The 14032-nt window shown below is 40.3% G+C and carries 14 protein-coding genes; 8 read left to right on the forward strand and 6 right to left on the reverse strand.

Translation table 11 applies throughout. The annotated features are described in order from the left end of the window. The first annotated feature begins 321 nt into the window (after positions 1 to 321). From thrS to rplT, 4 genes are all read left to right on the forward strand, one after another. On the forward strand, positions 322 to 2262 hold the full coding sequence (gene thrS, locus AACM45_RS12685; protein WP_339143134.1) for a threonine--tRNA ligase: 1941 nt from the start codon (positions 322 to 324) through the stop codon (positions 2260 to 2262). 107 nt (positions 2263 to 2369) lie between these two features. Beyond that, on the forward strand, positions 2370 to 2927 hold the full coding sequence (infC, locus tag AACM45_RS12690) for a translation initiation factor IF-3 (protein WP_445227732.1): 558 nt from the start codon (positions 2370 to 2372) through the stop codon (positions 2925 to 2927). Between the two features lie 26 nt (positions 2928 to 2953). Next, positions 2954 to 3151: a 50S ribosomal protein L35 gene (gene rpmI / locus AACM45_RS12695; protein ID WP_083467556.1), complete on the forward strand. Its 198-nt coding sequence runs from the start codon at positions 2954 to 2956 to the stop codon at positions 3149 to 3151. A gap of 125 nt (positions 3152 to 3276) precedes the next feature. Then, on the forward strand, positions 3277 to 3621 hold the full coding sequence (rplT, locus tag AACM45_RS12700) for a 50S ribosomal protein L20 (RefSeq protein WP_339143137.1): 345 nt from the start codon (positions 3277 to 3279) through the stop codon (positions 3619 to 3621). A gap of 118 nt (positions 3622 to 3739) precedes the next feature. Here the strand turns inward: rplT and AACM45_RS12705 are convergent, their stop codons facing one another. Continuing rightward, positions 3740 to 4162 carry a secondary thiamine-phosphate synthase enzyme YjbQ gene (locus tag AACM45_RS12705; protein ID WP_339143139.1) on the reverse strand — a complete coding sequence of 141 codons (423 nt, stop codon included), beginning with the start codon at positions 4160 to 4162 and terminating at the stop codon, positions 3740 to 3742. Positions 4163 to 4233: 71 nt separating this feature from the next. Here AACM45_RS12705 and AACM45_RS12710 point away from each other — a divergent pair, with 71 nt between their 5' ends. Beyond that, positions 4234 to 5028: an HAD family hydrolase gene (locus AACM45_RS12710; RefSeq protein WP_339143141.1), complete on the forward strand. Its 795-nt coding sequence runs from the start codon at positions 4234 to 4236 to the stop codon at positions 5026 to 5028. Between the two features lie 7 nt (positions 5029 to 5035). Here AACM45_RS12710 and AACM45_RS12715 read toward each other — a convergent pair whose 3' ends face one another. From AACM45_RS12715 to tgt, 5 genes are all read right to left on the reverse strand, one after another. Continuing rightward, entirely contained in the window at positions 5036 to 6325 is a 1290-nt protein-coding gene (locus AACM45_RS12715) for an asparagine synthetase B (RefSeq protein ID WP_339143142.1), read from the reverse strand. Then, positions 6312 to 7856, reverse strand: a complete 1545-nt coding sequence (gene dnaB / locus AACM45_RS12720; RefSeq protein WP_339143143.1) for a replicative DNA helicase — start codon at positions 7854 to 7856, stop codon at positions 6312 to 6314. The genes AACM45_RS12715 and dnaB overlap by 14 nt, the downstream gene beginning before the upstream one ends. A gap of 168 nt (positions 7857 to 8024) precedes the next feature. Next, positions 8025 to 8978, reverse strand: a complete 954-nt coding sequence (locus AACM45_RS12725) for an acetyl-CoA carboxylase carboxyltransferase subunit alpha (protein ID WP_339143144.1) — start codon at positions 8976 to 8978, stop codon at positions 8025 to 8027. Positions 8979 to 9091: 113 nt separating this feature from the next. Beyond that, the gene (locus AACM45_RS12730) at positions 9092 to 10174 is read right to left on the reverse strand and encodes an LptF/LptG family permease (RefSeq protein WP_339143146.1); all 1083 of its coding nucleotides are present in this window, start codon (positions 10172 to 10174) and stop codon (positions 9092 to 9094) included. Beyond that, positions 10174 to 11304, reverse strand: coding sequence for a tRNA guanosine(34) transglycosylase Tgt (tgt, locus tag AACM45_RS12735; protein ID WP_339143148.1), 1131 nt, complete (start codon positions 11302 to 11304; stop codon positions 10174 to 10176). Before tgt ends, AACM45_RS12730 begins: the two co-directional genes overlap by 1 nt. Before the next feature lie 176 nt (positions 11305 to 11480). Here tgt and AACM45_RS12740 point away from each other — a divergent pair, with 176 nt between their 5' ends. The 3 genes from AACM45_RS12740 to AACM45_RS12750 all read left to right on the forward strand — a co-directional run bounded on the left by AACM45_RS12740 (position 11481) and on the right by AACM45_RS12750 (position 14018). Then, positions 11481 to 12326 (forward strand): transketolase, encoded by an 846-nt coding sequence (locus AACM45_RS12740; protein WP_339143149.1) that lies wholly within the window; start codon positions 11481 to 11483, stop codon positions 12324 to 12326. A gap of 45 nt (positions 12327 to 12371) precedes the next feature. Next, positions 12372 to 13325 carry a transketolase family protein gene (locus AACM45_RS12745; RefSeq protein WP_339143150.1) on the forward strand — a complete coding sequence of 318 codons (954 nt, stop codon included), beginning with the start codon at positions 12372 to 12374 and terminating at the stop codon, positions 13323 to 13325. A 105-nt stretch (positions 13326 to 13430) separates the two neighbouring features. Next, the gene (locus AACM45_RS12750; RefSeq protein ID WP_339143152.1) at positions 13431 to 14018 is read left to right on the forward strand and encodes an outer membrane beta-barrel protein; all 588 of its coding nucleotides are present in this window, start codon (positions 13431 to 13433) and stop codon (positions 14016 to 14018) included. Positions 14019 to 14032: the final 14 nt, after the last annotated feature.

Here is a 14032-nt window from a genome sequence, read left to right on the forward strand (position 1 = left end):
GAACCCCCTACGGGCCCTCGTTCCCCTCTTTTATCCTTCGCTTATCTCCCAAAGCGGGTGCAAATATAAAACTCTTTTTTACATTCGCACAAGACTTTTCAAATAAAAATTAAAAAAAAATACAAGTCACTGATTTTCAGAACTATTAACCCTTATTTATTTTTTAAAGCCGGACTTTCAAGATACTATCTTTTTATCAATCAACCAAATACCTTCAAAAAGAAGCTTTCCAACGATTCGAAACAAAAATGAAAACGACCTTAACATTGTGGCATTCGTACAAGGTGTTATCTTTGCCCCTATTCAAATTAAGAGAAAATAATGATCAACATTACTTTACCCGATGGGGCGGTCAAACAAGTGGAACCGGGCAGCACTCCGCTTGATGTTGCAAAAAGCATTAGTGAAGGTCTTGCACGCAATGTTATCTCTGCAAAATTCAATGATAGTATCGTAGAGAGTTCGACACCCTTAGAGACCGACGGGGCCCTTACCTTATATACATGGAATAATGATGAAGGTAAAAAAGCTTTTTGGCACTCCAGCTCCCATGTTATTGCACAAGCTTTAGAGGAGCTTTATCCTGGAATAAAGCTCACTATCGGTCCGGCCATTGAAAACGGTTTTTATTATGATGTTGATTTTGGGGAACACACCATTTCAGAAAAGGATTTTCCCACCATAGAAAAGAAAGCTCTCGAAATTGCTCGAGGAAAACATGATTTCAAAATGCGCGAGGTATCAAAAGTAGATGCACTTGCCTATTACAAAAAACAAAATAACACCTATAAGGTAGAACTTATCGACAACCTTACCGATGGTGAGATTACTTTTTGCGACCATAGCTCATTCACCGATCTCTGTCGCGGGGGCCATATTCCCAATACTGGAATAATAAAGGCAATCAAAATATTAAGTGTTGCCGGAGCTTATTGGAGGGGTGATGAAAACAACAAACAACTGACTAGGGTCTATGGCATTTCTTTTCCTAAACAAAAAGAACTTACGGCCTATTTAGAGCTTTTGGAAGAGGCTAAAAAAAGAGATCATAGAAAACTAGGCAAAGAATTAGAGCTTTTCACCTTTTCGCAAAAGGTGGGTCAAGGGCTTCCTCTTTGGCTTCCTAAAGGAGCCGCCTTAAGGGAACGTTTGGAGGATTTTTTGAAAAAAGCCCAAAAGAAGGCAGGATACGAAATGGTGGTCACACCACATATCGGCCAGAAAGAGCTTTATGTGACATCAGGCCATTATGCAAAATATGGTGAAGACAGTTTTCAACCTATACACACCCCCAAACAAGATGAAGAGTTTTTGTTGAAACCGATGAACTGCCCACACCATTGCGAAATATACAATACAAGTCCGTTTAGTTACAAAGATCTACCTAAGCGTTATGCCGAATTTGGGACTGTTTACCGTTATGAGCAAAGTGGCGAATTACATGGCCTGACCAGGGTTCGTGGTTTCACACAAGATGACGCCCATATTTTCTGCACTCCAGATCAATTGAACAGTGAGTTTAAGAACGTCATTGATCTATCACTCTATGTGTTGGGTTCACTAGGTTTTGACAATTTTACGGCACAGGTATCGGTACGCGATTTAGAAAAACCTGAAAAGTATATTGGTTCTGTTGAGAATTGGGAGAAAGCCGAGCAAGCCATTATCGATGCTGCAGAGGAAAAGGGGTTAAATTATGTGGTTGAAAGTGGTGAAGCCGCTTTTTATGGTCCAAAACTGGATTTTATGGTCAAGGATGCCCTTGGGCGCAATTGGCAATTAGGCACCATTCAAGTAGACTACAACCTACCTGAACGATTTGACCTAACTTATAAAGGAAGTGATAACGAACTGCATAGACCTGTCATGATCCACCGGGCCCCGTTTGGCAGTCTAGAGCGATTTGTTGCTTTATTGTTAGAGCATACCGGGGGAAATTTCCCCCTTTGGCTAATACCCCAACAGGCTATTGTGCTGCCTGTCAGCGAGAAACATGAAAAATATGCAGAAAAAGTTTTGAATTCGCTGGAAAATCACGAAATTCGCGCGCTCATTGATAGTAGGAATGAGACTGTAGGGAAGAAAATACGGGAGGCTGAATTAAAAAAAATACCTTTCATGCTAATCGTTGGAGAGAATGAAGAAGCAGCCGAAACCATTTCAGTAAGAAAACATGGGGGTGATGATTTAGGTAGTCTAAATGTTGATCAGTTTTCAGACTTGGTTTCAAAAGAAATAAATAGTACCTTAAAGTCGTTCTAAAAGGCCTCACCCAAATTTGCTTAATAAGCAAATTCGACCTCTCCAAAAGAGAGGTAAATTATGGAAGTATGCCTATAAATAAAAGTTTAATTAAAAAATAGTAAGTCATAGCAATACGAAGAAGATTTAGACCCCAACCAAGAAGGGAAAACAAAAACCCTCATAATATCAATGAAAAAATTCTTGCACCAGAGGTGAGATTGGTGGGAGACAATGTCGAAGTTGGAGTATATCCAATACGCAAAGCTTTAGACAAAGCTGAAGAATTGGAGTTGGATTTGGTTGAAATTTCACCAAAAGCACAACCACCGGTTTGTAAAATTATCGATTATAAAAAGTTTCTTTACGAACAAAAGAAACGTGAAAAGGCCATGAAGGCCAAAGCGACCAAGGTAATCGTAAAAGAAATACGGTTTGGCCCCCAGACGGATGATCATGATTATGAATTTAAAAAACGTCATGCTGAAAAGTTTTTAAAGGAAGGTGCCAAACTCAAAGCATATGTGTTTTTCAAAGGTCGTTCGATAGTTTATAAAGATCAAGGGGAAATACTTTTATTACGACTTGCATCTGAACTAGAAGATTATGGAAAGGTCGAACAGATGCCAAAATTAGAAGGAAAGCGAATGACAATGTTCATTGCACCTAAAACGAGTAAAAAATAAGCGGAGATAAATCATAAAAAGGAAAAATGCCTAAAATGAAAACCAAATCCAGTGCTAAAAAGCGATTTAAGCTTACAGGCTCTGGTAAAATCAAAAGAAAGCACGCTTTTAAGAGTCATATTTTGACCAAAAAGTCTAAAAAGCGGAAGCTTAAATTGACCCACTCAACATTAGTTCATGAGGCGGATGTCAACAGTATTAAAGAACAGTTACGATTAAAATAATTGTTCGTTCGGTAAATTATTAACCCTGGAGTTGGGCAAGTTATTGGAATTCTTTTTTACAGAGTTCGAGTGAAATAAAAAAGTGGCGATTATCGCCCGCCTACTACAAAAAAAATTAAAGAAAAATGCCAAGATCAGTAAATGCAGTAGCTTCTAGAGCCAGAAGAAAAAAGGTAATGAAGCAAGCCAAAGGCTACTTTGGAAGACGTAAAAACGTTTGGACGGTAGCGAAAAATGCGGTTGAAAAAGCAATGTTATATGCTTACCGTGATAGAAGAAATAAAAAGAGGACTTTTAGAGCACTTTGGATTACCCGTATCAATGCAGGTGCAAGACAGTATGGAATGTCTTATTCTCAATTTATGGGCAAAGTAAAAGCAAACGGAATCGAATTGAACCGAAAGGTTCTTGCAGATTTGGCCATGAACCATCCGGAAGCGTTCAAAGCCATTGTTGAGAAAGTCAAATAAAAATTTTAGTAAACTTACCCCGCTTATTAAAACCCTGCTGCACTGTAGCAGGGTTTTTTTGTTGGTTGGCCATAAAGCTATTACCTGTCTTACCCCTTACAGACAACCAGAAATCTACTTAACTCCCAAATGCAGTCAATACCAAATGCCTGCCAGATGCACGGTTTCTATGTTCGCACAGGTAAATACCCTGCCATGTGCCCAAATTTAGTTGTCCATTTGTTATAGGAACTTGCACCGAAGCTCCGAACAAAGACGCTTTTATATGTGCAGGCATATCATCCGAACCCTCATAGTCATGTTGATAATACGGCATATTCTCAGGTACCATAGTATTTATATGGCTTTCAAAATCTATTCGAACCGTTGGGTCCGCAGCCTCATTAATTGTTAGACTAGCCGAAGTATGCTTTATGAAAACATGTAGCATCCCAACTTTGATATGTCCGATTTCTGAAAAGGCATCGTTAACCATATCCGTTATTAGATGAAACCCCCTTCTGAAGGGTTTTAAAGTAATTTGTTTTTGATAGGTTCTCATCCAACTAAAATAATATAAACTTAACCCCTATACTATAGCATACCATTACCTTTGCAACTTAATTTTTACAAATGGATTTGTCAGGCATCAAAATGGTCGTCACCGATATGGATGGAACCCTACTGAATTCCAACCATGAAGTTAGTAGTAGGTTTTTTGAATTATTCGAAAAAATGAAACAAAGGGGAATTCACTTTGTTGCCGCAAGCGGACGTCAGTATGAAAGTATGGTTGACAAACTGGGGCGTGTAAAAAATGATATGCTTTTTATTGCCGAAAATGGGGCGCTAATCAAAAAACAAGACCAGGTATTATTAACCACACCCTTAGCCAAAAAGCACATTAGCACCATTCTTGATGCCGTAAAACCCATCAAAGATGCACACCCTGTTTTATGTAGTTCAGAAAAGGCCTATGTCAATGGAACCTCACAAAACTTTTTGACATTACTTAAGGAGTATTATACGGAATTTCAAGAAGTTGACGACCAACACCAAGTCAATGACGACGTACTGAAAATTGCTATTTACCATTTTGAAAGCTCAGAAAGGTTTATTTATCCGGCAGTACGACATTTGGAAAATTCCTTAAAGGTCAAAGTATCCGGTTCAAATTGGGTAGATGTTTCACACGTAAACGCACATAAGGGTTATGCCCTTGAGATGGTCATGCGCGAGTATGCTATTACGTCTGATGAAATACTTGTTTTTGGTGATTACAACAACGATCTCGAAATGCTAGAACTATCAAATTATAGTTTCGCCATGGCCAATGCCCATCCGGACGTTAAAAAAGTCGCCAAATTTGAAACTCGAAGTAATGATGAATTTGGGGTTGAGGCAGTTTTAGAAAAACTTCTGCATTAAGAAGCTGTCATGTTTTTTGCTTCTTCTTTCTAGCCGCAGGAAACAAAACATTATTTAATATCAGGCGATACCCAGGGGAGGTAGGGTGTAATTCCAATTCGGTTTTTGGGTCCCCGACCCTATGTTGGTAATCTTCAGGATCATGGCCGCCGTAGAAGGTAAAAAAGCCTTTTCCCTTCACTCCATGAATGTATCTGGCCTCACCGTTCAGTTTACACTCACCCAATACCATAACAGTTGGTTTCACTTCATCTGGGGTGAATGAAGTCGTTTGTCCCATAAACCCCTTTACCAGAGTAGTATGGTTTTGGGTCAACATTGTCGGCACGGGATCCCATTTTGCGGAAAACTCCATCAAAGAAAAATAATCCGATTCTTTGGGCACCTGACGTTTTGCCGTCATATCGATGGATGAAAATTCATAGCGCAAGGGGTTTCGTTCGAGCACAAAATCTTGAAAAGCGAAAGTTCTGGTGAAGTCGAGCTGACCTTGATAGTTGGCATCTGATGGGTCTCCATCAAACATGGGTTCGCATATATCGACACTGTTCGCAGCTAAAGCGATATCAAAGCTATCGGTAGCCGAACACATGGCGAACATAAAGCCACCCCCAATAACGTAACGTCTGATTTTTTCAGCCACTGCCCCTTTTTGATCAGATACTTTGGCAAAACCCAATTTTTCTGCACGTTCTTCCGCCAAACGCTTTCCTTCAATGTACCAAGGTGCTGCGCGATAGGCTCCATAAAACTTGCCATATTGCCCCGTGAAGTCTTCATGGTGCAGATGCAACCAATCATATAAGGCCAATTTATCATCTAACACCTCTTCATCATAAATGGTAACATAGGGTATCTCAGCATAGGTCAATACCATGGTTACTGCATCGTCCCAAGGTTGGTTATCTTTAGGGGAATAAACTGCTATTTTAGGTGCTTTTTCCAATATTACGGCATCTTGGTTTTGTGAAGGGCTGCCGATGTCATCCAATATGGTTTTTGCCTCGCTATCGGATAATATTTCAAAAGACACTCCCCTGATTTGGCATTCTTTACGAATAAGATCCCCATCAGGCAATAAAAATGAACCACCCCTATAGTTTAGCAGCCATTGCACTTTTTGTTGTTTATTAAGTACCCAGTAGGTAATACCGTAAGCCTTCAAATGATTTTCTTGAGACTCCGCGTCCATAGGAATCAAAACTACCGAACCATAAGAGCTAAAGGAAACTAATAAAAAAAGTACTGCATAGCTTTTGAAGTGTTTCAATGCGAAACCCGTTTTAGAAGGGCACATCGTCATCTTGATTGCCCTCATCATTGAAAGTGCTACCGAAAGCTTGGTCTGTACTTGGCAAATTAGGAGTTGCAAACGGATTTTCGTCATTATCATTCATCTTAGATTGAAACTCAAATGGTGAGTCAAAGTCATCTAAGTTATCAAATTTACCCAATGCCCCGATGAACTTTAACCTAATATTATCCAACCCGCCATTTCGATGTTTGGCCACTATGAATTCTGCCTGACCTTGGGTTGGTGTTCTTTCTTCATCATCCCATTCATCAATTTTATAATATTCAGGTCTATAAATAAACGATACGATATCGGCATCTTGTTCAATAGCCCCAGATTCCCTCAAATCGGATAAAATTGGACGCTTGCTACCACCACGTGTCTCAACTGCCCGAGAAAGCTGGGACAACGCAATTACGGGGACATTCAACTCTTTTGCAAGTGCTTTTAAGTTTCTAGAAATGGTAGAAATCTCTTGTTCACGATTACCCCCTTTTTGGCTTCCGCCGGCGGTCATTAATTGCAAATAATCTATAATGATCATTTTAATACCGTGCTGTGAGGCCAATCGCCTTGCCTTTGCCCTAAGATCAAAAATTGATAACGAAGGGGTGTCATCAATGAACAAAGGTGCTTTCTCTAAGGTTTTGACTTTAACGTTAAGTTGTTCCCATTCATGCTTTTCTAGACGACCTGTTCTTAGTTTTTCAGAGGACAACCCAGTTTCTGAAGAAATCAGTCGTGTTATCAGCTGCACCGAAGACATCTCCAATGAAAAGAACGCGACGGGTATTTCTGCATTGACAGCAATATTTCGAGCCATGGATAAGGTCAGCGCCGTTTTACCCATACCAGGTCTTGCAGCAACGATTACCAAATCACTGGGTTGCCAGCCCGATGTTAATTTATCTAGTTTATCGAACCCCGAAGGTATACCACTAAGCCCTTCTTTGTTCGCAATCTCCTCGATACGCTTTTTAGCTTGTATCACCAAGTTTTGGGCAGTTTCCGCGGAACGTTTCAAGTTACCTTGGGTGACCTCATATAATTTGGCCTCGGCATTGTCCAATAGGTCAAAAACATCCGTTCCCTCATTGTAGGCATCTTCAATAATCTCGTTTGAGATTTTAATCAAACTACGTTGGATGTATTTTTGAAGAATTATACGGGCATGGAACTCTATATGTGCCGAAGAGGCTACTTTTTGGGTTAATTTAATAAGGTAAAAATCACCCCCAACCGCCTCTAAATGACCGTCTTTCTTTAATTGTGATGAAACGGTTAATAAGTCGACAGGTTCTGAGGATTCGAACAATTTGAAGATGGATTCATAAACAAATCGGTGCGCATCCTTATAAAAAACCTCAGGATGCAGAATATCAATAACTTCATCGACCCCTTTTTTATCAATCATCATTGCACCAAGCACAACCTCCTCTAAATCAACTGCTTGTGGGGGTATTTTTCCACGCTCTAAATTGATAATGGTAGATTTGTCGATCTTGCGACCTATTATTGGGTTGGGTTTGTCCATGGGTGCGAAAGTATGGAATTAACCTTTAGTTAATATTAATTTAAACCGCCTCGATATTCACAGTTACTCAACAAAAGTACTGTTGATAACTTGTAAAATCTGTTAACAACACGAATAAATAAGAAAAGAATTACAGGTAGGTCTTTGTCAAAAACGAAAAAATCAGGGTCAGCCGTTAAAAACGCCCATATTGGCATATTTATCCATTCTGGTATTGACCAATTCTTTTGGTGATAACTTTTTTAATTCTTCAAAATGAACTGAAATCTTATTTTTTACGGTTTCAAAAGTCTTGTCTCGATTGGTGTGTGCACCGCCCAAAGGTTCTCGAACGATTTCATCGATCAACTTCAACTTTTTCATGTCAGGCGCGGTCAATTTCAAGGCTTCTGCAGCTTGCTCTTTATACTCCCAACTTCGCCATAGGATCGAAGAACATGACTCTGGGGAAATTACGGAATACCATGTGTTTTCCAACATCAATACCTTATCCCCTACACCAATACCCAAAGCTCCTCCAGATGCACCTTCACCGATAATAACCACAATGATGGGTACTTTTAAACGGGTCATTTCAAGTATGTTTCTTGCAATCGCCTCACCTTGGCCCCGTTCTTCTGCTTCAATTCCAGGATAAGCGCCAGGGGTGTCTATAAAACATACCACCGGAATGTTGAATTTTTCAGCAGACCTCATCAATCGCAATGCTTTTCGATACCCTTCTGGGTTTGCCATTCCAAAATTTCGATATTGCCTTGTTTTTGTGTTGTACCCTTTCTGTTGCCCTATGAACATATAACTTTGGTCCCCTATCTTACCCAGGCCACCTATCATCGCCTTATCATCACCAACGGTTCTATCACCATGCAATTCTAAAAAAGTATCACCGCAAATGGCATTGATGTAATCCATGGTGTAAGGCCTATTTGGGTGTCTTGACAGTTGTACCCGTTGCCATGCCGTTAAGTTTTTATAAATACCTTTTTTCGTGTCGGCTAGCTTCTTTTCGATTTGTTGGCACGTTTCAGTAACGTCAACATCGCTTTCTTCCCCTATTATCATACATTTTTGAAGCTGATCTTCAAGTTCTTTAATGGGAAGTTCAAATTCCAAATATTCCATATAAGTGTTTGTTGTAAGTCGAGTTGGTTAAATGAATTTGTTCTGTTCGGTACGCAAATATATATAATGTCTGAAATACTTCAACACCATAGATCAATATGCCAGGCTTCTTATTAACGTTTTGCTTTCTGTAACAGGTAGATACCCAACACCCCGAAGATCACATTTGGTAGAATGACCGCCAGTAAGGGCGAAAATCCTGATTGTTCGGCCATAGTACCGAATACTTTATCAAAAAAGATGTAGATAAAGGCCACCCCGATACCAAATGCCAAGTTTACGCCCATTCCACCCCTTCGCTTTACGGAAGAGACCGCAACGGCAATAATGGTCAAAACAAAAGCTGCTATGGGCAAAGCCCATCTTTTATATTTTACCAGAACATAGGTATTGATATTTGAGGCGCCTTTTCGCTTCTGATCTTCGATAAATTCATTGAGCTCAAAAAGATTCTTGGTATCTGCCACATAGGAAACGGGTGTCAAATCGTTAATTTGAAAGGAAAATACGGTATCCAATTTTCGTTTCGTTTCCAACAGTTCATAGCCATCTTTTACCTTACGTTTTGTATAGGAGGTCAATCGATACAAACTATCCTTTTCAACCCATCTGATATTTTGTGCCGCGATCTTCCATTTGAGCTGCTCCCCTTCCCCAAAATGCTCATAGGTAAAATTGTACCCTATTTGTCTATCTGGATCGAAACTGCTCACATAAATGAAGTCATACTCATTGAGCTGAGTGAATATATTTGTGGTTTGCCGATTTTGCTTCCCTTTCTTAAAGTACTTGTATTCAAATTCATTAAACCCGATACTGGCATTGGGAACAATGAACATCCCCATAAAAAAGATAAGGATTGCCACTAATGCCGCGCCTATCATATAAGGTCTTAAAAAGCGCCAATATGACACCCCAGAACTTAAAATGGCGACAATCTCCGTATTACTGGCAAGTTTCGAGGTAAAGAAAATAATGGAAAGGAATAAGAATATGGGTAAGAGCAGATTGCCAATTACCAAAGTAAAATTACCGTAAAAGACAATGACTTCCGATAGCGGTGCCTCATTGTCGATGATCTTGCCAATTTTCTCAGCTAGGTTGGCCATGATCCCAATGGGTACGAACAGTAGCAACATCCCTAAAAAGGTTACCAAGTAGCGTTTTAGTATGTACTTATCAAGAATGGTCAGCATTACAACCTTTTATCCATTTGTTTTACCATTTTATCTTTCCAGGCGGCAAAATCCCCTGCGATAATGTGTTGCCGTGCCTGTCTTGTCAACCAAAGGTAAAACCCCAAGTTATGAATCGTAGCGATTTGTTTGCCCAAATATTCATTCGCTGCAAAAAGATGACGTAAGTATGCCTTTGAATATTCCGTATCTACAAATGTAATTCCCATTTCATCGATGGGGGAAAAATCATCTTCCCATTTCTTATTCTTAATGTTTATAGTTCCATGGGCGGTAAATAACATGCCATTTCTTGCATTTCGAGTAGGCATCACGCAATCGAACATGTCAACACCAAGTGCTATATTCTCAAGAATGTTAATGGGCGTACCTACCCCCATTAGATATCGTGGTTTATCCTCTGGCAAGATACCACATACTATTTCGCTCATCGCATACAATTCCTCGGCAGGCTCGCCAACTGAAAGCCCCCCGATAGCGTTACCGACTGCCCCAGCCTCAGCGATATATTCTGCAGACTGCTTTCTTAGGTCTTTATAGGTAGAACCTTGGACTATGGGAAAAAATGCTTGGTCATACCCATACTTTACAGGTGATTTTTCTAGATGGGCAATGCACCTGTCCAACCAGCGATGGGTCATATGCATTGATTTTTTTGCATAGGCATAATCACAGGGGTAAGGCGTGCACTCATCAAAGGCCATGATAATGTCCGCACCAATTGAACGTTGCACTTCCATCACACTTTCAGGTGAGAAAAAATGATTTGAACCGTCGATGTGTGACTTGAAATTCACCCCTTCTTCCTTTATTTTTCTAGTACCCGAAAGGGAATACACCTGATACCCCCCGCTATCTGTCAAGATATTTCGGTCCCATCCCATAAATCGGTGTAAGCCACCGGCCTTTTCCAATATATCGATACCCGGCCTGAGATATAAATGATAGGTATTACCAAGTATGATATCGGGGTCAATATCTTCTTTTAGTTCACGTTGGTGCACCCCTTTGACCGAGGCTACCGTACCCACTGGCATGAAAATCGGGGTCTTGATGGTACCATGGTCCGTACTTAATGTTGCGGCCCTGGCCTTGGTAGCGACATCCTTATGTTCAAGGGTATATTTCAAGTAGTACTTTTGGATGGCAAATATAGGAATCTCAATAGCATCAACTCCTTAAGAAAAAAATAAAGTTACTACCTGTTGAAAACCTACCCCTGTTGAAAACCTTCAAGAATTATCTCAACTTAAAGTTTGTTTTAGCTCAGGAATGCGACTAAATTTGATAGTGAAAAAACAAAACTATGGCAAATAACAAAGAATTAAATGATTTAGTCTCTCAAGTTAGACGTGATATTGTTCGAATGGTTCATAAGGTCAGTTCTGGACACCCTGGTGCATCGTTGGGCTGTACGGAATTTTTTGTGGCTCTGTACAATGAGATAATGGACTTAAAGGAAGGGTTTGATATGGATGGTTCAAACGAGGATATTTTCTTTTTATCAAACGGCCACATTTCTCCCGTTTTTTATAGCGTTCTGGCGCGAAAAGGCTATTTTCCGGTTGACGAATTGAACACGTTCAGATTGATTGACTCCCGACTTCAAGGTCACCCGACCACCCATGAAGGTTTACCTGGAATTCGAGTAGCATCCGGTTCTTTAGGACAAGGTATGTCCGTTGCCATTGGTGCCGCGTTGGCAAAAAAACTCAACGGGGATGATCATTTGGTTTTCAGCCTACATGGGGATGGCGAATTACAAGAGGGTCAGAATTGGGAGGCGATCATGTACGCCGCAGGTAATAAGGTAGACAATTTAATTTCCACGGTCGACCGTAATAGGCAACAGATAGATGGTGGCACCGAAGATGTTCTTCCTTTAGGTGACGTTGCCGAAAAATTCAGGGTCTTCGGTTGGGACGTTTTGGAAGTTGAGGATGGAAACGATCTTCAACAAGTCATTGACGGACTCAATGAAGCGAAGCGTAGAACTGGTAAAGGAAAACCAGTTTGTATCATACTGAATACCGTAATGGGTAACGGAGTTGATTTTATGATGCATACACATGCATGGCATGGCAAAGCGCCCAACGACGAGCAATTGGAAAATGCATTGGCCCAAAATCCAGAAACGCTCGGTGATTATTAAACCCAAGTTGATTTCCTATTACAAACGATAACAAATATTACTCAAATGACAACATATACAGATCAAGGAAAACAAGATACACGAAGTGGTTACGGGGCTGGAATGACCGAGTTGGGAAGGACTAACCCTAATGTGGTAGCACTTTGTGCCGACTTAGTTGGATCTCTTAAAATTGAAACTTTCATCAAAGAAAGTCCTGAGCGATTTTTCCAAATTGGAATTGCCGAGGCCAATATGATGGGAATTGCCGCAGGGCTTACGATAGGTGGAAAAATTCCATTTGCAAGTACATTTGCCAATTTTGCTACCGGCCGTGTTTACGATCAAATTCGACAGTCTATTGCTTATTCTGATAAGAATGTAAAAATCTGTGCCTCGCATGCCGGAATTACACTAGGTGAAGATGGGGCTACGCATCAGATCCTTGAAGATATCGGTTTAATGAAAATGTTACCTGGCATGACCGTTATCAATCCCTGTGATTTCAATCAGACAAAAGCTGCTACCCTTGCGATAGCCGAGCATCATGGCCCTGTGTACCTTCGATTCGGAAGACCAAAAGTGGCTAACTTTACTGCCGTAGATCAAAAATTTGAAATCGGAAAGGCATTATTATTAAGTGAAGGGAGCGATGTGACCATTATTGCCACGGGCCACTTGGTATGGCAAGCACTTATAGCTGCCGAAACTTTGGAAAATCAGGGGGTTTCATGTGAAGTAATCAATATACACACGATAAAACCACTAGATGAAAAAGCCATTTTGGATTCTGTTAAAAAAACAGGCTGTGTAGTCACCGCGGAAGAACATAATTATTTAGGTGGACTTGGCGAAAGCGTATCAAGGACCCTCGCTACCCATCACCCTGCACCACAAGAATTCGTTGCCACCCAAGATACTTTTGGGGAAAGCGGAACACCAGAACAATTGATGGATAAGTATGGCCTTAACAATAAAGCCATAGAAGCTGCCGTTTTAAAAGTAATGAAGAGAAAATAAATCCATAGGTCATCCTCGACCTATGTTTTCTTCGTAACTAGATAAACGAACACCTTATGGGTTTGATAAGGCCTTATCAAATTTCATAGGCTAAAAAATGAAAAAATGAAAAAAACGCTTTTAGTTTTGACACTAGCGCTTTGTAGTGTTACAGCTTTTTCTCAGTCAGGATCAGGTTTTGGTATTAAAGCAGGGTTGAATTACAACGGTAATGGTGATTATTTCGATGATGCGCAAAACGCCTTTGAAAACCCTGATAGAAATGCCGGTTTTCACATTGGTGTTTATGGTAAGTTGGGCAATCGTATCTACGTTCGTCCTGAATTGGTTTATACCAATACGAGTTCGGGGTATGATGAAGGTGATCTAAAAATCCAGAAATTGGATGTTCCCATTCTTGTCGGCACGAAGGTCATAGGACCATTGCACGCTTTCATCGGACCAGCATTTCAATACTTATTGGATACTGAATTTGACGGTATCACCTTTGATGATGTTGAAAACGATTTTTCGGTAGGCCTTAATCTTGGTGTCGGGGTAAACCTCGGTAAGTTTGGTATTGACCTACGTTATGAACGTGGGTTCAGTGAGAATGAGGTCAGTTTTATCAATTCGAACATTACCACCCTAGATGGTGATCGGGTGGATACCAGACCAGATCAATTGATCTTAAGTTTTTCATTGAAACTATAAAATAAAAAAGCCCC

The organism is Croceitalea sp. MTPC5 (assembly GCF_036985505.1).
In the GTDB taxonomy this organism is placed as follows: Bacteria; Bacteroidota; Bacteroidia; order Flavobacteriales; family Flavobacteriaceae; genus Croceitalea.